The sequence below is a fragment of the Variovorax sp. W1I1 genome, from assembly GCF_030815625.1.
Taxonomy (GTDB): domain Bacteria; phylum Pseudomonadota; class Gammaproteobacteria; order Burkholderiales; family Burkholderiaceae_C; genus Variovorax; species Variovorax paradoxus_C.
The window spans coordinates 1,950,290-1,972,393 of sequence record NZ_JAUSWZ010000001.1; the positions used below are offsets into that span (position 1 = coordinate 1,950,290).

Genomic DNA, 22,104 nt, shown 5'->3' on the forward strand with positions numbered 1-22,104 from the left:
CGGTTTAACCACGCCCCCGATCCCCATGTCCGCTTGGGTCCTCCCGGATCACATTGCCGATGTGCTGCCTTCCGAGGCGCGCCACATCGAAGAACTTCGACGCCAGCTGCTCGATACCGCCCGTGGCTATGGCTACGAGCTGGTGATGCCGCCGCTGCTCGAGCACCTCGAGTCGCTGCTTTCCGGCACCGGCGAGGCGCTCGACCTTCAAACCTTCAAGCTCGTCGACCAGCTTTCCGGCCGCAGCATGGGCCTTCGCGCCGACACCACCCCCCAGGTGGCGCGCATCGATGCCCACCTGCTGAACCGCGACGGCGTTGCCCGGCTTTGCTACTGCGGCCCGGTGCTCCACACCCGGCCTGACCGCCCACATGCGACGCGCGAGCCGTTGCAGTTCGGTGCCGAGATCTACGGCCATGCTGGCCTCGAAGCCGACACCGAAACGCTCCTGCTCGCACTCGACTGCCTCGATGCCGCGGGCCTCCGTGACGGCGTGATCGTCGACTTGGCAGATGCCCGCATCGTGCGTGCGTTGTTCGCAGGCGTGCCGGTCGATGCCGCCGCGCTCGCCCGTGTGCACGCCGCGCTGGCCGCCAAAGACGCGAGCGAACTGCACCTGCTCACCAAGGATTTCCCTGCCGCTTCACGCGACGGGCTACGCGCGCTGGTCCAGTTGTACGGCGACGCGTCGGTGCTCGATGAGGCTGCCAAAGCCCTGAAGGGCACGCCGGCCGTCAGCGCTGCGCTGGCCGACCTGAAGCAGCTCGCCGCTGGCCTGAACGGCTCGGCCGGACGCCAGATCAGCTTCGACCTGGCCGACCTGCGCGGGTACGCCTACTACAGCGGCATGCGCTTCGGCATCTACGTGCCGGGCGCCGCCGATTCGCTGGTGCGCGGTGGCCGCTACGACGAAGTGGGGGCTGTGTTCGGCCGCAACCGCCCGGCCGTCGGCTTCAGCCTCGATGTGCGCGAACTGGTCGGCGTGCTGCCGGCGCGCCCGCTGCGCGCCGCCATCCGCGCGCCCTGGAGCGATGCGGCGGGGCTGCGCCAGGCCATCGCCCAACTGCGCAAGGCCGGTGAAACGGTTGTCTGTGTGCTGCCGGGACACGGCAGCGAAATCGATGAATTCCATTGCGACCGCGAGCTCGTCGAGCAAGCTGGCCAGTGGAATGTCCGAGCGATCTGAATTTTTAAGCAATGGAACGAGCATGAGCGTAACCACCGGAAGAAACGTGGTCGTCGTCGGCACCCAGTGGGGCGATGAAGGCAAGGGCAAGCTGGTCGATTGGCTGACGGAAAGCGCCCAGGGCGTGGTCCGTTTCCAGGGCGGCCACAACGCGGGCCACACGCTGGTCATCAACGGCGTGAAGACGGCGTTGCACCTGATCCCGAGCGGCATCATGCGGCCCGGCGTCAAGTGCTACATCGGCAACGGCGTGGTGCTGTCGGCGGCCAAGCTCTTCGAGGAAATCGAAGGCCTGGAGAAAGCCGGCGTCGAAGTGCGCTCGCGCCTGCGCATCAGCGAGGCCTGCCCGCTGATCCTGCCGTTCCACGCCGCGCTGGACATCGCGCGGGAGGCCTACCGCGAAAAGGGCGGCGTCGAGAAGATCGGCACCACCGGCCGCGGCATCGGCCCGGCGTACGAAGACAAGATCGCCCGCCGCGCGCTGCGCGTGCAGGACCTGAAGCACCCCGAGCGCTTCGCCGCCAAGCTGCGCGTGCTGCTCGACCTGCACAACCACGTGCTCACGCAGGTGCTGGGCGCACCGGCCGTCGATTTCGACACCGTGTTCGACGAAGCCATGCGCCACGCCGTGCTGCTCAAGCCGATGATGGCCGACGTCTCGCGCGAGCTGAACGACGCCCACAAGGCCGGCGCCAACCTGCTGTTCGAAGGCGCGCAGGGCACGCTGCTCGACGTGGACCACGGCACCTACCCGTACGTCACCTCCAGCAACTGCGTGGCCGGCAACGCCGCCGCCGGTTCGGGCGTCGGCCCGGGCATGCTGCATTACATCCTGGGCATCACGAAGGCCTACTGCACGCGCGTCGGCGGCGGTCCGTTCCCGACCGAACTCGACTGGGCCACGCCCGGCACGCCCGGCTATCACATGAGCACCGTGGGCGCCGAAAAGGGCGTGACCACCGGCCGCAGCCGTCGTTGCGGCTGGTTCGACGCCGCACTGCTCAAGCGCTCGGCGCAGGTCAATGGCCTGTCGGGCCTGTGCATCACCAAGCTGGACGTGCTGGACGGCCTCGAGAAGCTTGAGCTGTGCACCGGCTATGAACTCGACGGCGAAACCACCGACATCCTGCCAATGGGTGCCGACGAAATCGAGCGCTGCACGCCGATCTACGAAACCCTCGAAGGTTGGACCGAGAGCACCGTGGGCGTCACGCAGTACGACAAGCTGCCGGTCAATGCGCGGCTCTATCTGCAGCGCATCGAGCAGATCACCGGTGTGCCGATCCACATGGTGTCGACCAGCCCGGATCGCGACCACACGATCATGATGCGTCACCCCTACCTCGCAGACTGAACAGGAACGAACAGACCATGTTGACCGAAGACGGCAAGCATCTCTACGTCAGCTACGACGAGTACCACAACCTGATCGAGAAGCTCGCGATCAAGGTGCACCAGTCGGGCTGGGAGTTCGACACCATCCTGTGTCTCGCGCGCGGCGGCATGCGCCCGGGTGACGTGCTCTCGCGCATCTTCGACAAGCCGCTGGCGATCATGTCGACCAGTTCGTACCGCGCCGATGCCGGCACGGTGCAGGGCCATCTTGACATCGCCCGCTTCATCACCACGCCCAAGGGCGAGATCGCCGGCAAGGTGTTGCTGGTGGACGACCTGGCCGACTCGGGCCACACCCTGCATGCCGTGATGGACATGCTGCGCAACAACTACAAGCCCATCACCGAGCTGCGCAGCGCGGTGATCTGGACCAAGGCGTTGTCGACCTTCACGCCCGACTACTCGGTCGAGTACCTGGCGACCAATCCCTGGATCCACCAGCCCTTCGAGGGCTACGACTCGCTCGGCGCCGAGAAGCTGCTCGAGAAGTGGTCGGTCTGATCAAGCCCTGATCAGGCCCCGCACGATCCGTTGCCGGAAGTGAGCATCGCGGTGTAGCGCCGCTGCATCTCTTCCGGCGTCAGTTTTTCGATGCTGTGCCCCACGTTCCAGCGATGGCCGAAGGGGTCGCGAAAAACCCCGGAGCGCTCGCCGTAGAACTGGTCCTGCGGCGCCATGTCGAGCGTCGCGCCGGCCGCAACGGCTCGCGCCACCACCGCATCCGCATCGTCCACATGCAGGTGCAGCGTCACCGCGCTGCCACCCAGGGTCTTGGCGCTGCGGATGTTGTACTCGGCGAACTCGTCCGAAATCATCAGGATCGCGCCGTTGTGGAAGTCCAGTTCCGCGTGGCCGATGCGCCCGCTGGGCTCGGTGAGGCGGAAGATCTCCTTCACTTCGAACACCTCGCAATAGAAGTCGATGGCCGCGCCGGCATCGTCGACGCAGAGGTACGGAAACAGTTCGTGGATTGCCATGATGGTTGCCTTTCGAGAGGAGGAAAGCTGTTGTCGCGGCGCCGATTCTGGGCTGCCGCGCCGCTAGCGTCTTGAACGAATTTGACCTGTTGTCGTGCCCGCGGGCACATGCCGCGGCGACGTGGCCCCGGTCCGCCGCCACGCCTGCGGCGGCATGCCCGCCAGCGCGGAGAACTCGCGGCTCAGGTGCGCCTGGTCGCTGTAGCCGGCGGTGAGCGCGATCTCGGCCCAGCTTTGCGCGGGGTCGCCTGCCAGCGTTAGCGCGCGGTCGAAACGCATCACGCGTGCGTACTCCTTGGGGCTGAGGCCGATCGCGCCGCGGAAAAGCGCGATGAAGCGGCGGTGGCTGTAGCCGCTGCGCGTCACCAGCCCGGCGATCGAAGGGTTCTCATGGGCCAGCGGTCCGAGTGTTGCGGCGATGGCTGGATGCAGGCCGTGCAGGCCGGCACCGAGCGCGTCGATGACTCGCTCGGCGAGCAGGGCTTCGAAGACGTTCAGCTGCCTTTCGAGGTCGCCTGCGGCATGAACCTGCTCGAGCGCGGCATCGGTCTGCCGCGCGCCCCAGAGCGCATCGAGCGGCGTGTGCTGGCTGGCCAATGCGTCCTCGGGCGCACCGAGCAGGGCGCGCGCGGCGCCGGGCTGAAGTTGCGCGCCGACGGATCGCGTGACCACCGAAACGTCGCGCATGTAGGAGGCGGCGCGTGCGCCACCGACGATCGCGTAGCCGCAGGTCTGGCCGCGTGTGTCGTCGGCGCTATCGAACAGCTTGAGCGGCGGACCCGACAGGCGGAACACCAGGTGCATGCCGCCGGTTGGCAGCACATGCTCGCGCGCGCCCGGCCGTTCGGTCGGCATGCCTTCGGGTGCGGAGGCCCACAGCAGCTTGACGAATGGCTGCAGATGGGAAGGAGGGTGGCGCGTCAGCTGCATGCTGCGAACCCCGGTGGGAACAGGCTGTGGCCCATCGGGCGGATTGTGCGATGGCGCCGCCCGACTTACCAGTCGCGCGTGGCGATCACATCCTCGATGTCCACATCGACGAACCCGTAGGCCCTGACGATGGTCTCGAAGTCCGCGCCAATGGCTTCGCGCGCGCCTGTTTCCAGTTCGCTGTCGTTCTCTTCGAATTCCTCGACCAGGTCGTTGAACCGATTCGTGGCGGCGTGCGTCAGCTTCAGCAGGCCGGCGTCGTCGGATGGTTTCTTGGCCTCGATCGCCTCGCAGAGTTCGACCAGGATCTGCTTGCACTTGTCCACCAGGAAGTCGGGAAAGTACGCGTCGCGGTACATGTCCTGAAGGAACGGGTGGTTCTGCAACTGCGGGTTCGTGATCGGCATCGACGGGCTCCTGGTGAGGGGTGTGCGGCGTGGTTCGCAAAAGCGCGAGGTCGCGAGGCCGCGAGTCTAGGGCGCCCGGTTTCCCCGCGTGTGACGGGCGCGCTAGCATCGGCACATGAGCAAGCCTTCGACGACCCTGATCCACCATCCCTACACCCCGCCGGCCACCTTCGCCGCGCCGCAGCCCGGCGTGTTCAAGGCATCGACCGTCTTCTTTGCCGACGTGGCCGCCATGCGCGCACGCGACTGGAAGACCAAGGCGGGCTACACCTACGGCCTGCACGGCACGCCGACCACGTTCACGCTCGAGGAGCGCCTGGCCACGCTCGAAGGCGGCACCGAATGCCTGCTGGTGCCCAGCGGCCTGGCGGCCATCTCGCTGGTCTCGTTCGCGTTCCTGAAGACCGGCGACGAGGTGCTGATTCCCGACAACGCCTACGGCCCCAACAAGGCGCTGGCGACCGGCGAGCTCGCCAACTTTGGCATCACCCATCGCCTCTACGACGCGATGAATCCGACCGATCTGGAAGCCAAGATCTCGCATCGCACGCGGCTGGTGTGGCTGGAGGCTGCGGGTTCGGTCACGATGGAGTTTCCGAACCTGCCCGCGCTCGTGGACGTCTGCCGCTCGCGCAGCGTGGTGACGGCGCTGGACAACACTTGGGGCGCCGGCCTGGCTTTCGCGCCCTTCGATTTCAACGGCACGGGGCAGGGCGTCGACATCTCGGTGCACGCGCTCACCAAGTACCCGAGCGGCGGCGGCGACGTGCTGATGGGCAGCGTGGTCACCAACGACGAGCGGCTGCACCGCGCGCTCAAGCTCTCGCACATGCGCATCGGCTTCGGCGCCGGCGTGGGCGATGTCGAGACGTTGCTGCGCTCGCTGCCGAGCATCGGCCTGCGCTATGCGGCGCACGACCGTGTGGCGCGCGAACTGGCCGGCTGGCTCAACGGCTGCGAGGAGATCGCGCAGGTGCTGCACCCCGCGCTGGAGGATTCGCCCGGCCACGCCAACTGGCGGGCGCTGTGCGGCGCCACCGACCTGGCCGCGGGCCTGTTCTCAGTGGTGTTCGACGAGCGCTACAGCACCGAGCAGGTCGACCGTTTCTGCGACAGCCTGAAGCTCTTCCGCCTCGGCTATTCGTGGGGCGGCCCGATCAGCCTGGTGGTGCCCTACGACATCGGCCTGATGCGCGATGCGAGCGTGGCGCGCTGGCCCTACAAGGGCACGCTGGTGCGATTTTCGATCGGGCTGGAAGACGTCGACGACCTGCGAGCCGACCTGCAGCAGGCGCTGGGGCAGATGTAAGGCCTGCTGCGCGCAGTGGGCAAAAAAAATCGCAAGAGCCGGCACGTCGCGCCGCGTGCTGCGCGCGAGGTGGTGCCGCCCGCGTCGCAAGTCGTTGCGCCGCGGGTGCTGACCGTGCCCGCGCAGGTGCTGGAGTCGCTCGCACAGTCGGGTCCGCTGGAAGGCGTGCCGGACCTGTGCGGGACACGGCTCCTGATCGGTGGCCTCGTGGCGTTTTTCGTGTTGATGGCTGCGGTACTCGTCGCCGGTGCCGTGCTGCAGGAGGACTGGTCCAATGCGCGCGGCAACAAGGCGATCCTCGTGCTTCTCGGACTGGCGTTGTTCGGGCTGCTGGGCGGCGGCATCTGGTATCTGCTGCGCCAGTTTTCGCGGGTGGGCAAGGGGACGATGCTGCGGATCGACGCGCAAGGAATGCGCTGGGGCGATCCGGCGTCACCGCAGGCCGTGGCATGGCGCGAGGTGTGCCGTGCGCGCATGGGTTTCCATGACGTGAAGACCGAGTTCGCATCGAGCGAAGCCATCGTCAAGCGGCTGGTGTTCCAGCAGGCGGTGCGGGGCGGCGAGCCCAGGGAGATCCGGCTCCCGCTGGCGCTGACCCTCGACACCGGCCGCGTCCTTCGCTTTCGCAACCGGGCCGCGCTGCTGCGCGCGTTGTTGCTGCATCTGGCCACCCAGCCCCGGCCGCGCCTGCGCTTCGATGCGGAGGTGTTCATCGATGCCGGCATCGATCCGCAGACCTGGGAGCCGATGCTCGCCCCGAGGCGCTGGATGTGGCTGTCGTCCCTCGGCGGACTGGTGCCGGTGCTGGGCGTGATCTTCCTCTGGCCGCTGGGCGAACATATCGGATGGATGGTGTTCGCGATGGTCATGACCATGCTCGTCGGCGCGGGTGCGATGGGCTGGTTCATGCACCAGCGTTACCCCGGTTTGCAAGGTGTGTTCGAGTTCGAAACGGCCCCCGGCGCCACGCCTTGAGACTGCACCGTTATCGCTTACAGTAGGCGACGCACAGTCACCGTGACTGTCTCGCCTCAAGGAGAAGCAGTGGCAACACCAAATTACGGCTACGAGAAGCGCCAGAAAGAGCTGGCCAAGAAGAAGAAAAAGGAAGAAAAGCTCCGCGAGAAGCAATATCGCAAGCTCAGCCCGAGCAGCGACGGACTGGCTCCCGGAGACCCGGAAACCGACGTGGCATCGCTCGAACGCGATCCTCCCACAGTGCCCGAGTTGCCCACCAAGAACGGTTGATTCGCTCCTGGCGTTCCCATCGAAAAGCCGCCGCAGGCCTGCGCCTGCGGCGGCTTTTTTCTTTTCGCGCGCCGCCCGATTTACTTGGGCAGCAGCTTGCGCAGTTCGGGCCAGACGTTGTCGAGCAACTGCGGCTGCGCCACGGCCGTCGGGTGGATGCGGTCGGCCTGGAACAGCGACATCGCATTGGGCGCATCGGCCACGCCCTTGAGCAGGAAGGGAACGAGCGCCGACTTGCTCGCGCCCGCCACCTTCGAGAACACCGCCTCGAAGCGCCGCGTGTAGTCGCCGCCGTAGTTCGGCGGAACCTGGATGCCGACGATCAGCACCTTCGCGCCCGCGGCCTGCGCGGCCTTGGTGATCTGCAGCAGGTTGGCCTCGGTGTCCGAGAGCGGAAGGCCGCGCAGCGCATCGTTGGCGCCGAGCTCCACCACCACGTGGCTGGGCTTGTGTTGTGTGAGCAGGGCGGGGAAGCGGGCGCGTCCGCCGGAGCTGGTGTCGCCGCTGATGCTGGCGTTGACCACGGTGGCCGCGATCTTCTGCTGGGCAAGCCTTTTTTCCAGCAAGGGTACCCAGCCTTCGCCACGCTTCAAGCCGTACTCTGCGCTCAGCGAATCGCCCAGCACCAGGATGACCGGCTTGCCGGTTGCGGTCGACTGGGCGTGCGCCGCGGCCATCCATGTTCCCGCGCTGCCCGCACCGCCTAGTGCGGCGGTGGTCAAGATAAAGTCACGTCGATTCAAAACCAAAGCCTTTCCATGTCCCAACCCCCGTCTGATGCCATTGTCGCCGTCGAGCATGTCTTCAAGTCCGTCACCGATTCGGCCGGCACGCTGGACATTCTGCAGGACATCCATTTCACCCTCGGCGCGCGGGAAACCGCCGCCATCGTCGGCGCCTCGGGCTCCGGCAAGAGCACCTTGCTGTCGATCATCGCGGGGCTCGATACGCCGACGCGCGGCACGGTCAAGCTCGCGGGCGACGACATCTTCGCCATCGACGAGGACGAACGCGCCGCCTTGCGCGCGCAGCGCGTGGGCTTCGTGTTCCAGAGCTTCCAGTTGCTCGGCAACCTGAGCGCCCTCGAGAACGTGATGCTCCCGCTGGAGCTGGCCAACCGCAAGGATGCGCGCAAGGCCGCCACCGAGATGCTCGGCCGCGTGGGCCTCGGCCAGCGCCTGGGCCACTATCCCAAGGTGCTGTCGGGCGGCGAGCAGCAGCGCGTGGCGCTCGCGCGGGCCTTCGTGGTCCAGCCGGCCCTGCTGCTGGCCGACGAGCCCACCGGCAGCCTGGACTTCGCGACCGGCGAGCAGGTGATGAAGCTGATGTTCGACTTGAACCGCGAACTCGGCACGACGCTGGTGCTGGTCACCCACGACCGCGGCATCGCGTCCCGCTGCGAGCGCCGCATCACCATCGAGGCCGGGCGCGTGTCGCTCAACGAGAAGACGCCGGTCTCGACGGTCGAACAGGCCGCCTGAACGTCGAAGACGCGGCGAAGAGACAACAACAAACAACCCGAGGAGAGGTCCATGGACAAGCTTCCACCCGAAGCCATTGCGGCATTGCAGCGCGGCAGCCTGATCGAGGCGATCAAGATCGTGCGCGACAAGACCGGCATGGACCTCAAGTCGTCCAAGGAGGCCGTCGAGCGCTACGCCAATGGCGAGGGCACGCCGGCCGACTGGCAGGAGGGCGACTGGGGCCGCGGCGAACCCGAGGGCGCGGGCATGCAGGGCAACGGGCCCGCCGCGGTGCCGTCGGCTGCGCTCGCTGCCCTGGCAAAGGGCAACAAGATCGAGGCGGTTCGTCTCACGCGCGAAGCCACGGGCCTTGGGCTGGCCGAGGCCAAGCAACTGGTCGAGAACCACCAGAATCCGGCGGCCGGCGATTTCGGGCATTTGCCGTCGGGCATTCCGACGAATCCGATGGCCGAACCGGGGCGGGTGTCGCAAGGGGGCTCGAAGTTGCTGCCCATCGTCATCGTGGTGCTGGTCGTGGTGCTGGCCTGGCTGTATTTCGTGAAGGGCGCCTGAGGCGATGATCGTTCCCCAGTACTGGGCCGAAGGCCGCATCCAGGAGCGAGTGGACGGCAAGCAGATCACCGTGCGGCGCTACGGCTGGTCGGATGACAGCCCGCTGGCCGCGCAGGCGCACGCCGACCAGCGCACCCGCGAAGCCTTCGATCGCATCACGAGCGGCGAGACGCTCGAGCGCCGCGAACGCAAGGTGGCCTACAACGGCGCCGACGGCATGCCGATCCGCGAGGAAATCGTCGAGCGGCAGGGCGAGAGCGTCGTCACCCGCAACGGCTACGGCGCACGCTGCCTCAACACGCCCGACGTGATGTTCGTCGACATCGATTTCGACGAACCCTTGCGTACCAGCGTGTTCGGCTTTGCACTGGTGCCGGCGCTGATTGCGGGCATCGTCGGCGGCTGGACGGCCAAGACCTGGGTGGGCGGGCTGATCGCCGCCATCGTGGTCTTCATCGTCGCCTACCGCATCGGCCTGGCCAAGAAGCGTGGGGAGGCCAGCACGAACCCCGCGCCCGAAAAGCGCGCGGCCGAGCGCATCGGGCGCTTCCTGCACCAACATCCCGACTGGCACCTGCGGGTGTACCGAACGCCTGCGGGCTTTCGCCTGCTGGCGATGCACGATGTCTTCAGTCCGACCGACATGACGGTGGCCGACTGCTTCCAGGCGCTGGGCGTGGACAAGGTCTACGCGCGCATGTGCCGCAACCAGAACTGCTTTCGCGCCCGGCTGAGCGCCAAGCCCTGGCGCATCGGCATCGGCGAGCACATCCGGCCGCAGCCGGGCGTGTGGCCTGTGTCGCCCGAGAAGCTGCCGGTGCGCGACGCCTGGATCGCGCAATACGAAAAGGCCGCCGAAGGCCACGCCGCCTGCCAGTACCTGGAGAGCGTGGGCAACACCGGGCGCGTGCATCCGAACGCGCAGGCGGTGCAGGAACTTCATGACGAGCGCACGCGCGCGCTCAGCGGTCTGCCGATCGCCTGAGGGGCCCGAGGGGCGATCCCCGGGGGTAGGGATAATCGGGGCATGTCTTCCCCCAAAGTGATCTTCGGCTTCCATGCCGTGGGCGTGCGAATCAAGACCGCGCCGAAATCGGTGCTTGAGGTTCTGTTCGATGCCAGCCGGCGCGATGCGCGCATGAAACAGTTCATCGCGCGCGCGCAAGAAGCCGGTGTGCGGCTGGTCGAGGCCGACAGCCTGCGCATCGCCAAGCTCGCCGGCAGCCACGGCCACCAAGGTGTGGCGGCGCGGGTCGAACCCACCGCGCAAATCCATTCGCTCGACGAACTGCTTGAGGGTCTTGAAGAGGCCGGCACCGTGCCCCTCTTGCTGGTGCTCGACGGCGTGACCGATCCACACAACCTGGGCGCGTGCCTGCGCGTCGCAGACGGCGCCGGCGCCCATGCGGTGATCGCTCCCAAGGACCATGCGGCCGGCATCAACGCCACCGTGGCCAAGGTGGCGAGCGGCGCGGCCGAGACGGTGCCGTATTTCATGGTGACCAATCTCGCGCGCACGATGAATGAACTCAAGGAGCGCAGCATCTGGTGCGTGGGCACCAGCGACGACGCACCCGGCACGATCTACCAGAGCGACCTGAAGCGCCCCCTGGCGCTCGTGCTGGGCGCCGAAGGCGACGGCATGCGCCAGCTGACCCGCAAGACCTGCGACGAACTGGTGAGCATCCCGATGGCCGGCGCGGTCGAGAGCCTGAATGTCTCGGTGGCCAGCGGCGTGTGCCTCTACGAGGCGATGCGCCAGCGCAGCGCCTGATCGACTCCCGCTAGCCCTTCTTCGGAAGCGGCCCGCCCTTGCGGTGGAAGTAGACGAGTTCCGCCATGCGCCGCATCTGCGGCGTGCCCAACAGGTGATTGAACATCCAGTCGCTCTGGAAGTGGTCGAAGGCCCAGCGCAGCGAGCGCTTGAGCAGGAAGCGCGGGTAGCTGCGAACGAACCACGTCGCCGGGTCGCCCACCTCGCCGCGCACGAAGCGCGCTACCGCCTCGCCCGCACGCTCGCCGTGCTGCAGCGCCGTGTGGATGCCGCCAGCAGTGACCGGCGACACCATGCCCGCCGCGTCGCCCACCAGCAACGCCCGTTCGCGCGCTACGACCGGTAGCACCCCTCCGCAGGGAATCATTCCGGCGCGCACCGCGACCGGCGGTGCATCGCCCGGCGACACCACCGATTCGATCTTCTTGAGGAACGGCGCTAGCCGCAGCGCGTTCGCATCGTTGTGGCCCAGGCGGCGGGCCAGGCCGATCTGGCTCACGCCCACGCCGTCGAGCGCCCAGCCGATGTAGCCAGGGGCGAGTTGGCGGTCGATGAAGCAGTGAAGGAGGTCCGGCGCCATGCGGGCGCCTTGGTATTCATGCTCGACACCGTAGAGAAAGCGCGTGTTGCGCGAAAGGCCCAGCGCCTTGGCGACGCGCGAATGCGGGCCGTCGGCGCCCACGAGATAGGTCGCGGTGATGCAGGGGCCGTGCGTCACCGGGACTTCCCAGCGGTCGTTCATCCAGAGCGCCTGCTCGAAGAGCGTGCCGAGCCGCACGTCGACGCCGCAGGCCCGGGCGGAATCGACCATCCAGTCGAGCAGCGCGGGTGCATCGGTGGCCCAGAACCAGTAGCCGGGTGCGTGCAGGTCAACGTGCCGCATGTTCGGCGCATAGAGCCGCACGCCTTCGATGCGCCGGACCAGTTCTCGCGGCACTTCCGCCAGCCAGGGGACGCTGTCGACTGCGTCCTTCACGATGATCCCGGTGGTGTGGAGCTTGGCGCCGGCGCTGGTTTTCTTCTCCAGCACCATCACGCTGAGTCCGGCGAGCGCCGCGGCGCGGGCGCAGGCGAGGCCCGCGAAGCTCGCGCCGACGACGAGCAGGTCCACCTTGATGTTGGCGAGGCCGCCGCTCGTGGCGACCGGCGCCGGGCAAGGCGCCGTGGATGAGGTGGAGAGCGGGGAGAAGAAGCAGGAAGAGGAGTGCATGGGCAGCTGACTTGGCAATGCGCACCACGGTTTGTGGTGCGCGTGCGAAGTTAGCTACGCCATGTGCGGGGGGTATGCGGGCGATGTGCGCGCGGCGTGAAGGCTGTGTGAACCCCGCAGCCGCGGCGCGTCAGGATGGGTCTTTGCTGCGCGTGCGGCCCACCGCGCTGAAGATGCCGATGCCCAGAAGAATCAGCGCACCGATGCCGATGTAGAGCGTGGGAACGCCAGCCACTGAAGCACCCCAGGCAACGCCGCCCAGGAAGATCAGGAAACCGATCATGTAAAGCGCAAAAGACATCATGTCCTCCGGTATCTGAGATGCTTGCAGTATCCCGATGCGCTGAACACCTCGAACCAGCGCCGACCGCCTCTCTGTGTGGGAGGGTGCCTACCGCAAGGCTAGTCCGCGGACGCGACCAGCAGGTAGCGGCAGGCCGTCCGCCCGAGCGCTTTGAAGACGAGGGGCCGGTCCACGCCGAAGTCCAGGCAGTCCCCGGGCGCGAGTTCGAAGCGTTCGTCGCCGTAGTCCACCCGCAGCGCGCCTTCGAGCATCCACAGGCATTGGCGATAGGGCTTGCCGCTCCATCGCGGATAGCCGACCTGCGCCGAACGCGGCAGCTCGACCTCTACCAGTTCCACCCCGCTGCCCGTCGCGCCGCGCTCGGCCACCTGGCGGCGCAAATAGCCCGCCTCGGGGTCGCGCCAGACTTCTTGCATCGCCTTCGTGCGAAGCCGCTGGGGCGCTTCCTTTTCCTTTTCCTCGGTGAGCAGTTGCGCCAGCGACACGCCAAGGCCCGCCGCCAGTCGGCCCAGCAGCACGGCCGTCGGGCTGCTCTGTGCCCGCTCCACCTTCGAGATCATGGCCTTGCTGACGCCCGACAGCTCGGCCAGCTCGGCCAGGCTGAGTCCCTTGGCCTGCCGCAGCGCGAGCAGCCGGGTCGCGATGAGGGCGTCGAGGTGGCCGGGGGCTTCGCTGGGCGGGGGTGATTCGTTTCTCATATGAGATTATTATTCTCTTATATTGAACGACAGAGAAGCACCATGCGCCTCATCACCTGCACCGAGGAAGCCCACGCCGGCGCCATCCTCGCGATCCTCAACGACGCCATCGTCACCTCCACCGCGCTGTACGACTACAAGCCGCGCACGCCCGAGAACATGGTCGCGTGGTTCGCCACCAAGCGCGTCAACGGCTTCCCGGTGATCGGCGCGGAGGACGAGAACGGCAAGCTGCTGGGCTTTGCGAGCTACGGCAGCTTTCGCGCCTTTCCGGCCTACAAGTACACGGTCGAGCACTCGGTGTACGTCGAGGCCGGCCATCGCGGCGCGGGGCTCGGGCGCACGCTCATGGAAGCGATCATTGCCGAGGCGATCGCGCGGGACGTGCATGTGATGGTCGGCGCCATCGACGCTGCGAATGCGGGCAGCATCGGCCTGCACGAGCGGCTGGGGTTCGAACACTCGGGCACCGTGCGGCAGGCCGGCTTCAAGTTCGGCCGCTGGCTCGACGTGGCGTTCTACCAGCGGATTCTTGCGACCCCGCTGAACCCGGTCGACGGCTAGGCGAGCGCGAAGAATCGCATCACGACTTCGGCCGGGTGCCTGACACCGGCGCCGACGAACATGCGCTCGTTGATCCATCGCAGCGCAGGTGAGGCCGTCTCGAAGCGCGGGTTGCAGCGGAAGTAGACCTCTGCCGGATCGACCGGCTCGCCGCGCAACAGCTTCGCCATCACCTCTGGCGCAGCCGAGCGCACCGCATGGTTCTGCACATAGATCAGGTCGCCCGCGTCGGTCTCGAGGCCATAGCGCGCATCGAGTTCGGAGAGCGTGTCGCTCACGATCAATTGAAAGTCGCTGCCGCCCGGCAGCACGCGTGCGCGCCAGCCGTGGCCCGACGCCTCGCCGCCCGTGATGGGCACGATGCGCCGCAGCCCGCGCGCGCTCTGGCCCAGCACCTGCGGCACGCCCACCTGCACGCGCAGGTCAGCGAAGTGCTCCAGCGTGGGCGCGGCGATCGAATCGAAGATGTTGCTGCTCATCGCTGAGGTACGGTTCAGGCGGCCGTCTCTGCGCTCGCGCGGTCGAGCATTTCGATGGTGCCTGCGTCGAGCTTCAACTGCGTGGCGACCACCAGCTCTTCGAGCTGCGCGATCGATGTGGCGCTGGCGATCGGCGCCGTCACGCCCGGCCGTGCGATCTGCCATGCAATGGCGACCTGGCCCGGCTTGGCGTTGTACTGCTGCGCCACCTTGTCGAGCGCATCGAGGATGCGCAGGCCCCGCGGGTTCAGGTACTTCTTCGTGGTGTTGGCGCCGCGCGCGCTCTTCGAGGCATCGGCTTCGGTGCGGTACTTGCCGGTCAGGAAGCCGGCCGCGAGCGCGTAGAAGTTGATCACGCCCACTTCGCGCTTCACGCACAGCGGCTCCAGTTCGTCTTCGAATACGGCACGGTCGTACAGGTTGTAGAGCGGCTGCAGGCTCTCGTAGCGCGCAATGCCCAGACGCTCCGACACGTCCAGCGCCTCGGCCAGCCGGGGCGCCGTGTAGTTGGATGCGCCGATGGCGCGCACCTTGCCTTCCTTGATGAGCGCATCGAAGGCGCCGAGCGATTCCTCGAGCGGCGTGTTGGCGTCGTCGTCGTGCGACTGGTAGAGGTCGATGTGGTCCGTCTGCAGGCGCTTGAGCGACGCCTCGACCGCTTCGCGGATGTACTTGGGTGCGAGGCCCACCTTGCCTTCGCCCATCGGCTTGCCGACCTTGGTGGCCAGCACCACGCGGTTGCGCTTGCCGCTCTGCTTGAGCCACTTGCCGATGATGGTTTCCGACTCGCCGCCCGTGTGGCCCGGCACCCAGGCCGAGTAGACGTCGGCGGTGTCCACGAAGTTGAAGCCCGCGTCGAGCCAAGCATCGAGCAGCTTGAACGAGGCGGCCTCGTCGACCGTCCAGCCGAACACGTTGCCACCGAAGGCGAGCGGCGAAACCAGGAGGCCGGAGCGGCCGAGCGGGCGAAATTGAGACATGACGAGGTTTCCTGAAGAAGACAGATGGAAGGCAAATGGAGGGAAGAAATCAGACGAAGCCCACGGCGCCGAGCAGCGCCCCCGCGCCCAGCAGCCAGAGCAGGTGGACGCGCGTGCGCCAGACGATAAGCGCGGCCACGCCGGTCAAGAGCCACAGGTGCCAGGCAGGCGCGTTGCCGGCATGGTTACCCGCGGCCAGCACCCAGCCGGTGGCGATGAGAAGGCCGACGACCACCGGCGCCATGCCCTGCTTGAAGGCGCGCACCTCGCGGCGCGTGCGGTTGCGGTGGCCCCAGCGGGTGGCGAAGTAGGTGAGGGTGGTGCTCGGCACCATGATGCCGAGCATGGTCACCATCAGCCCGAAGAGGCCGAGGAGCCACGCCGTCGGCCCGGCGCCGATGCCGCCGCCCGCATTGAGCCCGACGTTCCAGCCCATCAGCGCTACGAACAGCACGTTGGGCCCGGGCGCCGCCTGGGCGATGGCGACCGACGAGCTGAACTGCGCATCGGTGAGCCAGCCGTGCTGGGCGACGAGGTAGCGGTGCATGTCGGGCACCGTGGTGATGGCGCCGCTGATCGACAGCAGCGAGAGCAGCAGGTACTGACCGAAGAGAGCGAGCCAGTCGTGCCATTGCATCGCGATGGTCATTCGAAAACCTCCGCCTTCGGCTGCGGTGCGAGTTTGCTGGGGGCGGCCCGGCGCGCACTCATGGGGCGATCCTCTTCCAGGTCCAGACGCAGGCCACGCCGCCGACCACCAGCAGCACCCAGCCGAGCGGCACCTTGAACACCGCGATCGCCGCGAACACCAGCGCCATGAACGCGAGGCAGACCGGAAAGCCCAGCGGGTGCTTCTGCAATTGCGGAATCAGCTTGATGCCCGTAGCGGCGATCAGCCCGCCCGACACCGCCCCCATGCCCCGCAGCGCCGCCGCCACCTGCGGGTTGCCGGCGTAGTGCGCATAGAGCACGGCCAGCGCGAGGATCACGACGAGGGGAATGGTCAGCATGCCCGCTACCGCTGCAACGGCGCCGCGCAGCCCGAAGTAGCGGTCGCCGATCATCAGGGCGAGGTTGATCACGTTGGGCCCGGGCATCACCTGGGCCACGGCCCAGTCTTCGAGGAACTGCTCGGGTGTGAGCCACTTCTTCTTCTCGACCATCTCGCGCTGGACGATGGCGAGGACACCGCCGAAGCCCTGCAGCGCGAGCCAGGTGAATGAAGCAAAAAGGTCGCGTGGCGACCGGGGCTGTGGCGTGTCTTGCGGCGTTGCCGCATCGGAGAGGGGCGCTTGCATGTGGATGCGATTATCGTAGGCAGGCCTGCAACATGCCGGGCATCGCGCCGACATGACCCGGCCGGTTCAACAGGGAAATTCCATGCTCATGCAAATCCGCGCGCTCTTCGATCTCTGCAAACGGGCCTTCGCATCGTGGTCGAACGACTACGCCCCCAGCATGGGCGCTGCGCTGGCGTACTACACGGTGTTTTCCATCGCGCCGCTGCTCCTGATCGTGATCGCAGTGGCGGGCCTGGTGTTCGGCCAGGAGGCCGCGCGCGGCGAGATCTTCGCGCAGCTCTCGGGCCTCATGGGCGCGCAGGGCGCAGCGGCGGTGCAGGGCATGCTGCAGGCGGTCAACAAGCCGACCGAGGGCATCGTGGCCACGGTGATCGGCATAGGCCTGCTGGTGGTCGGCGCGACCACGGTTTTCGGCGAATTGCAGGACGCGCTCGACCGCATCTGGCGCGCACCGGCACGCACCAAGAGCTCGGGCATCTTCAACCTGCTGCGGGTGCGGCTCCTGTCGTTCAGCATGATCATGGGCATCGGCTTCCTGCTCATGGTGTCGCTGGTGGCCAGCGCGGCACTGGCGGCGCTGGGCAAATGGTGGTCGCCGATGTTCGGCGCGTGGGAGAGCCTGGCGCAGGTGGTGAACTTCGTCTTCAGCTTCGTGATGGTGACGGTGATCTTCGCGATGATCTACAAGATCATGCCGCGCGCAAAGGTGCAGTGGCGCGACGTGTGGGTGGGCGCGGCGGTCACCGCGCTGCTCTTCACGGTCGGCAAGCACCTCATTGGCCTCTATATCGGCAAGAGCAGCGTGGCCTCGGGCTACGGCGCCGCGGGCTCGCTGGTGGTGGTGCTGGTGTGGGTGTACTACTCGGCGCAGATCTTCTTGCTGGGCGCCGAGTTCACCTGGGTTTACGCGCGCACCTACGGCTCGATGAAGGACAAGGCGGGCCTGCCCGATGCCAACCCGTCGCCGACGCGCGACGTGCCCCTGGCGCACAACGACACCTGAGAAGGCGTGAATAAACCTACTGCGCGGTCCGATCTCGCACCTGCGGTCCTCACCGTACAGAGTACGGCTCCGGTCCTCGATGCAAGCTCGAACCGCTCGCTACGGTTTCTTCACACCTTCTGAGCGCTCATTGGATCAACCGGCGAAGCCGCCTTCGTCGAGGAACTTCTGTTCTTCCGCAGTCGTGCTGCGCCCCAGCATCCGGTTGCGGTGCGGAAAGCGGCCGAAGCGCGCGACGATGTCCCGGTGCAGCACGGCGAAGCGCTGCGTGTTGGCGTCGAGCGCCGCATTGAGTTCGACCGAGCGCTCCTGTTCGGCCAGCACTTCGGAGTGCATGAAGGGCAGGTAGAAGAAGGGGCGCAATTCCTTTTCGAACTGCTGGTCGAAGCCCGCGGCGAGCGCCTTCTTCGCCACGGCCAGTGCGAGGCCGTCGGTGGCGAGCATGTGCGGGTTGTTGCGCCAGGCGTTGCGCGGCAACTGGTCGAGCAGCACCAGAAGGGCGAGCGTGCCTTCGGCATCGTCGGTCCAGTGATCGAGTTCGCCGCGGGCGGCGGCCTGGTGTGCATCCGAGAAGCGCGAGAGGAATTCGGCATCGAACGCATCGCTCTTGGCGAACCAGCGCGACGGACCGGCTTCGCGCCAGAAATCGACCACTTCGCGGGCGGCAGGGAGGGCTTGGGAGGTCATCGTTGCATTCTCTTTCACTCTGTGGCGCACCTGCAAAGACGGGGCGGTGGCCGACATGACGAGACGCGGGTGCTGCCTATGCTGTGGAAGCTTTCACAACTTCAGGAGACAAGCTCATGACCCGATACGGCACTTTTTTGCGCGCAGCCCTCATCACCGGTGTGACCAGCGCTGCGCTGGTCGGCTGCGGGATGATGTCCAAGTCGAACACCGCCAGCTTCAGCGGCGCGATGAACGCGGCCAGCGAAGTCCCGCCCAACATGACGCGCGGCAGCGGCATGGCCGAGGCCTGGCTCAACCGGGACACCAACGTCCTCAAGTACAAGATCACCTACACGGGTCTCAGCGGCCCGGCCACTGCGGCGCACTTCCACGGTCCTGCCGCCGCCGGCGCGAATGCCGGCGTGGTGCTGCCGTTCGCCAACGCGGCCAGCCCGATCGAAGGCCAGGCCACGCTCACGCCGGCGCAGGCGGCCGACCTGGTCGCGGGCAAGTGGTACGCCAACATCCACACCGCGGCCAACCCGGGTGGCGAGATCCGCGGGCAGATGCTGCCGAAGATGTGACCCTCTGTCGGCGGAGGGCACCGGGGACTTAGGCCTCCGGTCAGGTTGCGGTCGCGGGCGTGGTGTCAAATGAATGCATGACGACGCCCCCTCAGAAGAAAGCCCGTGCGGCATCCACCCAGCCCCTCAACCCTTTCGCTTCGCGTCGCGAAGACATGCGCCAGGCCCGCAAGGCCCTGGTGCTGCAGGGCGGCGGGGCGCTCGGTGCTTACCAAGCCGGCGTGTATGCCGCGCTCAGCGAGACCGAACTGCAGCCGCACTGGATCGCCGGCGTCTCGATCGGCGCCATCAATGCAGCGCTGATCGCGGGCAACGCGCCCGAGCACCGGGTCGACAGGCTGCGCGAGTTCTGGCACCTCGTGTCCTCCGGGCCTTCGCAGCGCCTGCCCTCATGGTTTGGTGATCGGGCCACGCAGAACCAATACAGCGCGGCGATGGCTTCGCTGGTCGGCATTCCGGGATTCTTCGAGCCGCGCTATTCGCCGGCCCTGCTGATGGGTGGTGCGGCGCCGCTCCTGAGCTACTACGACACCTCGCCGCTGAAGGCCACGCTCGAGCGCCTCATCGACTTCGACCGCATCAACGCCTGCGAGGCCCGCTTCAGCGTGGGCGCGGTAAATGTGCGCACCGGCAACTCGGTGTACTTCGACAACACGCGCCAGCGCATCGGCCCCGAGCACATCATGGCCAGCGGCGCGCTGCCGCCGGGCTTTGCGCCGGTGCACATCGACGGCGACGATTACTGGGACGGCGGCATCGTCTCGAACACGCCGCTGCAATACGTGCTGGACATCCATCCGCGCAACGAACCCCTGGTGGTGCTGCAGGTCGACCTGTTCAATGCGCGCGGCGAAATGCCGCACAACATGGCGGGCGTGATGGAGCGGCAGAAGGACATCACCTATTCGAGCCGCACCCGCATGAACACCGATGCGATGGCCGCGAACATGAACCTGCAGCAAGCGATTGCCGACCTGATCACCAAGCTGCCGGCCAACCTGCGCAAGGACCCGAGCGTGCTCGCGGTGCAGTCGCAGCTCACGCACGAGCCCATCGACATCTTTCACCTGATCTACCGCGACAAGCCTTACGAGCTCGAATCGAAAGACTATGAGTTCTCGCGCGCCGCGGTCGAGGAACACTGGGAGTCGGGCGCGCGCGACATGCGCACCACGCTGGCCCATCCGGAGACCCTGCGCGCCGACGCCACCGTCAACGGCGTGACGACCTTCGACCTCGGCGAGCACGGCGCGGGCCGGGTCAAGCGGCCGGGCCTGTCGCGCTGAAGAAGGCGATTCAGCCTCGACTAAGAAACCAGCGCGAGACTGGATCGGTCACTTCACCAGGAGGAAATGTTCATGAACATTGAAGATGTACGGCGGCAGGCTTTCGCCATGCCGCTCACCAGCCCCGCCTTTCCGCCCGGACCGTACCGGTTCATGCGCCGCGAATTTCTCATCGTCACCTACCGCACCGACATGGACGCATTGCGCGCCGTGGTGCCCGAACCGCTCGAAGTGGTCGAGCCGCTGGTGAAGTACGAATTCATCCGCATGCCCGACTCCACCGGCTTCGGCGACTACACCGAATCGGGCCAGGTCATTCCGGTGCAACTGCGTACCGCCAAGGGCGTGGAGAAGGGCGCGTATGTGCATGCGATGTACCTGAACGACCATCCGCCGATCGCCGGCGGCCGCGAGCTCTGGGGCTTTCCGAAAAAGCTCGCCTCGCCGACGCTCGACTACGAGACCGATGTGATCGTCGGCACGCTCGACTACGGCAAGGTGCGCGTGGCCAAGGCGACGATGGGCTTCAAGCACCGCGCACTCGACCCCGCGCCGATCCTTGCAGGCATCGCGCAGCCGAACTTCCTGCTCAAGATCATTCCGCACGTCGACGGCACGGCCCGCATCTGCGAGCTGGTGCGCTATCACATGGCCGATGTCACGCTGCACGGCGCGTGGACCGCGCCGGCCTCGCTCGAACTGCATCCGCATGCGCTCGCGCCGGTGGCCGACCTGCCGGTGCTGAAGGTCGAATCTGCGGTGCACTACATCGCGGACATGACGCTGGCGCTGGGCACGGTCGAACACGATTACTTGAAATGAGCACACCCCCAGGCTGCGCGCACTTCGTGTCGCTTCTCCACCCCCCTCGCCGGGGGCGACACCTACGGCCCGGCAAAGCCGGTTCCGCCGTGTCTCCCGAATGGATCGCGGCGTAGCCGTCTTTTCCCCAATTTCTCCAACCCTCAAGGAACATTCACCATGCAACTCAAGGACAAGGTCGCCTACATCACCGGCTCGGCCAGCGGCATCGGCAAGGAAATCGCCATCCTCTTCGCACAGGAGGGCGCCAAGATCATCATTGCCGACCTCAACAAGGAAGCCGCCGACGCGACGGCCGCCGAACTCAAGGCCACGGGCGCACAGGCCGTAGGCGTGGCGGTCGACGTGACCAACGAAGACCAGGTCAACGCCTCGGTCGAAGAGGGCGCGAAGGCCTTCGGCGGCATCGACATCCTGATCAGCAACGCCGGCATCCAGATCGTGCATCCGGTCGAGGAGTTCAGCTTTGCCGACTGGAAGAAGATGCTCGCCATTCACCTGGACGGCGCGTTCCTCACCACCAAGGCGTGCCTGAAGCACATGTACGCGCAGGGCCGCGGCGGCAGCGTGATCTACATGGGCTCTGTGCACTCGAAGGAAGCGTCGCTGCTGAAGGCGCCCTACGTCACGGCCAAGCACGGGCTCATCGGCCTGGCCAAGACGGTCGCCAAGGAAGGCGCCAAGCATGGCGTGCGCGCCAACGTGATCTGCCCGGGCTTCGTGCGCACGCCGCTGGTCGAGAAGCAGATTCCCGAGCAGGCCAAGACGCTGGGCATCAGCGAAGAGGAAGTCATCAAGAACGTGATGCTCAAGGAAACGGTGGATGGCGAATTCACCACCACCGAGGACGTGGCGCGCGTCGCGCTGCTGTTCGCGGGCTTCCCGACGAATGCGCTCACCGGCCAGTCGCTCGTCGTGAGCCACGGCTGGTTCATGCAATAG

General features: G+C 66.9%; 28 protein-coding genes. 16 read left to right on the forward strand and 12 right to left on the reverse strand.

The genetic code is table 11. From position 1 onward, the window contains the following. Window positions 1-25: 25 nt before the first annotated feature. The 3 genes from QFZ83_RS09245 to QFZ83_RS09255 are packed head-to-tail and all read left to right on the forward strand — an operon-like array spanning window position 26 to window position 3,082. The gene (locus QFZ83_RS09245) at window positions 26-1,186 is read left to right on the forward strand and encodes an ATP phosphoribosyltransferase regulatory subunit (RefSeq protein WP_013542104.1); all 1,161 of its coding nucleotides are present in this window, start codon (window positions 26-28) and stop codon (window positions 1,184-1,186) included. 22 nt (window positions 1,187-1,208) lie between these two features. Next, window positions 1,209-2,540: an adenylosuccinate synthase gene (locus QFZ83_RS09250; RefSeq protein ID WP_013542103.1), complete on the forward strand. Its 1,332-nt coding sequence runs from the start codon at window positions 1,209-1,211 to the stop codon at window positions 2,538-2,540. Window positions 2,541-2,557: 17 nt separating this feature from the next. Next, window positions 2,558-3,082, forward strand: a complete 525-nt coding sequence (locus tag QFZ83_RS09255) for a phosphoribosyltransferase (protein ID WP_013542102.1) — start codon at window positions 2,558-2,560, stop codon at window positions 3,080-3,082. An 11-nt stretch (window positions 3,083-3,093) separates the two neighbouring features. Here QFZ83_RS09255 and QFZ83_RS09260 read toward each other — a convergent pair whose 3' ends face one another. The 3 genes from QFZ83_RS09260 to QFZ83_RS09270 all read right to left on the reverse strand — a co-directional run bounded on the left by QFZ83_RS09260 (window position 3,094) and on the right by QFZ83_RS09270 (window position 4,895). Beyond that, window positions 3,094-3,558, reverse strand: a complete 465-nt coding sequence (locus QFZ83_RS09260) for a VOC family protein (RefSeq protein WP_307505295.1) — start codon at window positions 3,556-3,558, stop codon at window positions 3,094-3,096. Between the two features lie 63 nt (window positions 3,559-3,621). Further along, window positions 3,622-4,488, reverse strand: coding sequence for an AraC family transcriptional regulator (locus QFZ83_RS09265; RefSeq protein WP_307505297.1), 867 nt, complete (start codon window positions 4,486-4,488; stop codon window positions 3,622-3,624). Between the two features lie 65 nt (window positions 4,489-4,553). Next, window positions 4,554-4,895, reverse strand: coding sequence for a DUF5713 family protein (locus QFZ83_RS09270; RefSeq protein WP_013542099.1), 342 nt, complete (start codon window positions 4,893-4,895; stop codon window positions 4,554-4,556). Window positions 4,896-5,010: 115 nt separating this feature from the next. On the opposite strand from QFZ83_RS09270, the gene QFZ83_RS09275 reads away from it, so the two are divergent. The 3 genes from QFZ83_RS09275 to QFZ83_RS09285 all read left to right on the forward strand — a co-directional run bounded on the left by QFZ83_RS09275 (window position 5,011) and on the right by QFZ83_RS09285 (window position 7,452). After that, a complete protein-coding gene (locus QFZ83_RS09275) occupies window positions 5,011-6,204 on the forward strand; it encodes a PLP-dependent transferase (protein ID WP_307505302.1) in 1,194 nt (397 codons plus the stop codon). Between the two features lie 15 nt (window positions 6,205-6,219). Further along, on the forward strand, window positions 6,220-7,179 hold the full coding sequence (locus QFZ83_RS09280; RefSeq protein WP_307505306.1) for a hypothetical protein: 960 nt from the start codon (window positions 6,220-6,222) through the stop codon (window positions 7,177-7,179). 69 nt (window positions 7,180-7,248) lie between these two features. Then, the gene (locus QFZ83_RS09285) at window positions 7,249-7,452 is read left to right on the forward strand and encodes a hypothetical protein (protein WP_013542096.1); all 204 of its coding nucleotides are present in this window, start codon (window positions 7,249-7,251) and stop codon (window positions 7,450-7,452) included. An 80-nt stretch (window positions 7,453-7,532) separates the two neighbouring features. Here QFZ83_RS09285 and QFZ83_RS09290 read toward each other — a convergent pair whose 3' ends face one another. Further along, window positions 7,533-8,129 (reverse strand): arylesterase, encoded by a 597-nt coding sequence (locus tag QFZ83_RS09290; RefSeq protein ID WP_307512668.1) that lies wholly within the window; start codon window positions 8,127-8,129, stop codon window positions 7,533-7,535. 81 nt (window positions 8,130-8,210) lie between these two features. Between QFZ83_RS09290 and QFZ83_RS09295 the strand changes: the two genes are divergently transcribed. From QFZ83_RS09295 to rlmB, 4 genes are read left to right on the forward strand one after another with little or no spacing between them, the layout of a single operon-like run. Next, complete coding sequence (locus tag QFZ83_RS09295; protein ID WP_306878360.1) at window positions 8,211-8,933, forward strand: ABC transporter ATP-binding protein; 723 nt, start codon at window positions 8,211-8,213, stop codon at window positions 8,931-8,933. 51 nt (window positions 8,934-8,984) lie between these two features. Then, window positions 8,985-9,488 (forward strand): ribosomal protein L7/L12, encoded by a 504-nt coding sequence (locus tag QFZ83_RS09300; protein ID WP_307505309.1) that lies wholly within the window; start codon window positions 8,985-8,987, stop codon window positions 9,486-9,488. Between the two features lie 4 nt (window positions 9,489-9,492). Further along, window positions 9,493-10,473: a hypothetical protein gene (locus QFZ83_RS09305; protein ID WP_307505313.1), complete on the forward strand. Its 981-nt coding sequence runs from the start codon at window positions 9,493-9,495 to the stop codon at window positions 10,471-10,473. Window positions 10,474-10,515: 42 nt separating this feature from the next. Further along, window positions 10,516-11,262 (forward strand): 23S rRNA (guanosine(2251)-2'-O)-methyltransferase RlmB, encoded by a 747-nt coding sequence (gene rlmB / locus QFZ83_RS09310; protein WP_307505315.1) that lies wholly within the window; start codon window positions 10,516-10,518, stop codon window positions 11,260-11,262. Between the two features lie 10 nt (window positions 11,263-11,272). Here rlmB and QFZ83_RS09315 read toward each other — a convergent pair whose 3' ends face one another. The 3 genes from QFZ83_RS09315 to QFZ83_RS09325 form a co-directional block, all read right to left on the reverse strand. After that, window positions 11,273-12,472 (reverse strand): NAD(P)/FAD-dependent oxidoreductase, encoded by a 1,200-nt coding sequence (locus tag QFZ83_RS09315; protein WP_307505317.1) that lies wholly within the window; start codon window positions 12,470-12,472, stop codon window positions 11,273-11,275. 130 nt (window positions 12,473-12,602) lie between these two features. Further along, the gene (locus QFZ83_RS09320; RefSeq protein WP_013542089.1) at window positions 12,603-12,773 is read right to left on the reverse strand and encodes a hypothetical protein; all 171 of its coding nucleotides are present in this window, start codon (window positions 12,771-12,773) and stop codon (window positions 12,603-12,605) included. Window positions 12,774-12,874: 101 nt separating this feature from the next. Next, complete coding sequence (locus tag QFZ83_RS09325) at window positions 12,875-13,474, reverse strand: helix-turn-helix domain-containing protein (RefSeq protein ID WP_013542088.1); 600 nt, start codon at window positions 13,472-13,474, stop codon at window positions 12,875-12,877. Window positions 13,475-13,516: 42 nt separating this feature from the next. Between QFZ83_RS09325 and QFZ83_RS09330 the strand changes: the two genes are divergently transcribed. Beyond that, window positions 13,517-14,038 (forward strand): GNAT family N-acetyltransferase, encoded by a 522-nt coding sequence (locus tag QFZ83_RS09330; RefSeq protein WP_306878350.1) that lies wholly within the window; start codon window positions 13,517-13,519, stop codon window positions 14,036-14,038. Here the strand turns inward: QFZ83_RS09330 and QFZ83_RS09335 are convergent. The 4 genes from QFZ83_RS09335 to QFZ83_RS09350 are packed head-to-tail and all read right to left on the reverse strand — an operon-like array spanning window position 14,035 to window position 16,795. After that, window positions 14,035-14,517 carry a DUF3237 domain-containing protein gene (locus QFZ83_RS09335; protein WP_307505320.1) on the reverse strand — a complete coding sequence of 161 codons (483 nt, stop codon included), beginning with the start codon at window positions 14,515-14,517 and terminating at the stop codon, window positions 14,035-14,037. The genes QFZ83_RS09330 and QFZ83_RS09335 overlap by 4 nt on opposite strands. Before the next feature lie 14 nt (window positions 14,518-14,531). After that, the gene (locus tag QFZ83_RS09340; RefSeq protein WP_013542085.1) at window positions 14,532-15,497 is read right to left on the reverse strand and encodes an aldo/keto reductase; all 966 of its coding nucleotides are present in this window, start codon (window positions 15,495-15,497) and stop codon (window positions 14,532-14,534) included. 49 nt (window positions 15,498-15,546) lie between these two features. Then, the gene (locus tag QFZ83_RS09345; RefSeq protein WP_307505323.1) at window positions 15,547-16,146 is read right to left on the reverse strand and encodes a chromate transporter; all 600 of its coding nucleotides are present in this window, start codon (window positions 16,144-16,146) and stop codon (window positions 15,547-15,549) included. Window positions 16,147-16,204: 58 nt separating this feature from the next. Continuing rightward, window positions 16,205-16,795, reverse strand: a complete 591-nt coding sequence (locus QFZ83_RS09350) for a chromate transporter (protein WP_307505326.1) — start codon at window positions 16,793-16,795, stop codon at window positions 16,205-16,207. A gap of 82 nt (window positions 16,796-16,877) precedes the next feature. On the opposite strand from QFZ83_RS09350, the gene QFZ83_RS09355 reads away from it, so the two are divergent. Next, a complete protein-coding gene (locus QFZ83_RS09355; protein WP_307505328.1) occupies window positions 16,878-17,801 on the forward strand; it encodes a YihY/virulence factor BrkB family protein in 924 nt (307 codons plus the stop codon). A gap of 135 nt (window positions 17,802-17,936) precedes the next feature. Here the strand turns inward: QFZ83_RS09355 and QFZ83_RS09360 are convergent, their stop codons facing one another. Then, window positions 17,937-18,488, reverse strand: a complete 552-nt coding sequence (locus QFZ83_RS09360; protein ID WP_307505331.1) for a DUF924 family protein — start codon at window positions 18,486-18,488, stop codon at window positions 17,937-17,939. 116 nt (window positions 18,489-18,604) lie between these two features. Between QFZ83_RS09360 and QFZ83_RS09365 the strand changes: the two genes are divergently transcribed. The 4 genes from QFZ83_RS09365 to QFZ83_RS09380 all read left to right on the forward strand — a co-directional run bounded on the left by QFZ83_RS09365 (window position 18,605) and on the right by QFZ83_RS09380 (window position 22,104). After that, on the forward strand, window positions 18,605-19,054 hold the full coding sequence (locus QFZ83_RS09365; RefSeq protein WP_307505333.1) for a CHRD domain-containing protein: 450 nt from the start codon (window positions 18,605-18,607) through the stop codon (window positions 19,052-19,054). A gap of 155 nt (window positions 19,055-19,209) precedes the next feature. Then, window positions 19,210-20,340 carry a patatin-like phospholipase family protein gene (locus QFZ83_RS09370; RefSeq protein ID WP_373425065.1) on the forward strand — a complete coding sequence of 377 codons (1,131 nt, stop codon included), beginning with the start codon at window positions 19,210-19,212 and terminating at the stop codon, window positions 20,338-20,340. A 72-nt stretch (window positions 20,341-20,412) separates the two neighbouring features. After that, window positions 20,413-21,162 carry an acetoacetate decarboxylase gene (locus QFZ83_RS09375; protein WP_307505338.1) on the forward strand — a complete coding sequence of 250 codons (750 nt, stop codon included), beginning with the start codon at window positions 20,413-20,415 and terminating at the stop codon, window positions 21,160-21,162. A 159-nt stretch (window positions 21,163-21,321) separates the two neighbouring features. Next, on the forward strand, window positions 21,322-22,104 hold the full coding sequence (locus tag QFZ83_RS09380) for a 3-hydroxybutyrate dehydrogenase (RefSeq protein ID WP_306878338.1): 783 nt from the start codon (window positions 21,322-21,324) through the stop codon (window positions 22,102-22,104).

Bases quoted from the DNA above. Each gene is read 5' to 3' on its own strand.
- QFZ83_RS09350 (WP_307505326.1), bottom strand. From the start codon at position 16,795: ATGCAAGCGCCCCTCTCCGATGCGGCAACGCCGCAAGACACGCCACAG.
- QFZ83_RS09380 (WP_306878338.1), top strand. From the start codon at position 21,322: ATGCAACTCAAGGACAAGGTCGCCTACATCACCGGCTCGGCCAGCGGC.
- QFZ83_RS09340 (WP_013542085.1), bottom strand. From the start codon at position 15,497: ATGTCTCAATTTCGCCCGCTCGGCCGCTCCGGCCTCCTGGTTTCGCCG.
- QFZ83_RS09265 (WP_307505297.1), bottom strand. From the start codon at position 4,488: ATGCAGCTGACGCGCCACCCTCCTTCCCATCTGCAGCCATTCGTCAAG.
- QFZ83_RS09305 (WP_307505313.1), top strand. From the start codon at position 9,493: ATGATCGTTCCCCAGTACTGGGCCGAAGGCCGCATCCAGGAGCGAGTG.
- QFZ83_RS09325 (WP_013542088.1), bottom strand. From the start codon at position 13,474: ATGAGAAACGAATCACCCCCGCCCAGCGAAGCCCCCGGCCACCTCGAC.
- QFZ83_RS09270 (WP_013542099.1), bottom strand. From the start codon at position 4,895: ATGCCGATCACGAACCCGCAGTTGCAGAACCACCCGTTCCTTCAGGAC.
- QFZ83_RS09365 (WP_307505333.1), top strand. From the start codon at position 18,605: ATGACCCGATACGGCACTTTTTTGCGCGCAGCCCTCATCACCGGTGTG.
- QFZ83_RS09375 (WP_307505338.1), top strand. From the start codon at position 20,413: ATGAACATTGAAGATGTACGGCGGCAGGCTTTCGCCATGCCGCTCACC.
- QFZ83_RS09355 (WP_307505328.1), top strand. From the start codon at position 16,878: ATGCTCATGCAAATCCGCGCGCTCTTCGATCTCTGCAAACGGGCCTTC.
- QFZ83_RS09245 (WP_013542104.1), top strand. From the start codon at position 26: ATGTCCGCTTGGGTCCTCCCGGATCACATTGCCGATGTGCTGCCTTCC.
- QFZ83_RS09370 (WP_373425065.1), top strand. From the start codon at position 19,210: ATGCGCCAGGCCCGCAAGGCCCTGGTGCTGCAGGGCGGCGGGGCGCTC.
- QFZ83_RS09345 (WP_307505323.1), bottom strand. From the start codon at position 16,146: ATGACCATCGCGATGCAATGGCACGACTGGCTCGCTCTCTTCGGTCAG.
- QFZ83_RS09275 (WP_307505302.1), top strand. From the start codon at position 5,011: ATGAGCAAGCCTTCGACGACCCTGATCCACCATCCCTACACCCCGCCG.
- QFZ83_RS09250 (WP_013542103.1), top strand. From the start codon at position 1,209: ATGAGCGTAACCACCGGAAGAAACGTGGTCGTCGTCGGCACCCAGTGG.
- QFZ83_RS09330 (WP_306878350.1), top strand. From the start codon at position 13,517: ATGCGCCTCATCACCTGCACCGAGGAAGCCCACGCCGGCGCCATCCTC.
- QFZ83_RS09260 (WP_307505295.1), bottom strand. From the start codon at position 3,558: ATGGCAATCCACGAACTGTTTCCGTACCTCTGCGTCGACGATGCCGGC.
- QFZ83_RS09335 (WP_307505320.1), bottom strand. From the start codon at position 14,517: ATGAGCAGCAACATCTTCGATTCGATCGCCGCGCCCACGCTGGAGCAC.
- rlmB (WP_307505315.1), top strand. From the start codon at position 10,516: ATGTCTTCCCCCAAAGTGATCTTCGGCTTCCATGCCGTGGGCGTGCGA.
- QFZ83_RS09360 (WP_307505331.1), bottom strand. From the start codon at position 18,488: ATGACCTCCCAAGCCCTCCCTGCCGCCCGCGAAGTGGTCGATTTCTGG.
- QFZ83_RS09295 (WP_306878360.1), top strand. From the start codon at position 8,211: ATGTCCCAACCCCCGTCTGATGCCATTGTCGCCGTCGAGCATGTCTTC.
- QFZ83_RS09300 (WP_307505309.1), top strand. From the start codon at position 8,985: ATGGACAAGCTTCCACCCGAAGCCATTGCGGCATTGCAGCGCGGCAGC.
- QFZ83_RS09255 (WP_013542102.1), top strand. From the start codon at position 2,558: ATGTTGACCGAAGACGGCAAGCATCTCTACGTCAGCTACGACGAGTAC.
- QFZ83_RS09290 (WP_307512668.1), bottom strand. From the start codon at position 8,129: ATGGCCGCGGCGCACGCCCAGTCGACCGCAACCGGCAAGCCGGTCATC.
- QFZ83_RS09315 (WP_307505317.1), bottom strand. From the start codon at position 12,472: ATGCACTCCTCTTCCTGCTTCTTCTCCCCGCTCTCCACCTCATCCACG.
- QFZ83_RS09320 (WP_013542089.1), bottom strand. From the start codon at position 12,773: ATGTCTTTTGCGCTTTACATGATCGGTTTCCTGATCTTCCTGGGCGGC.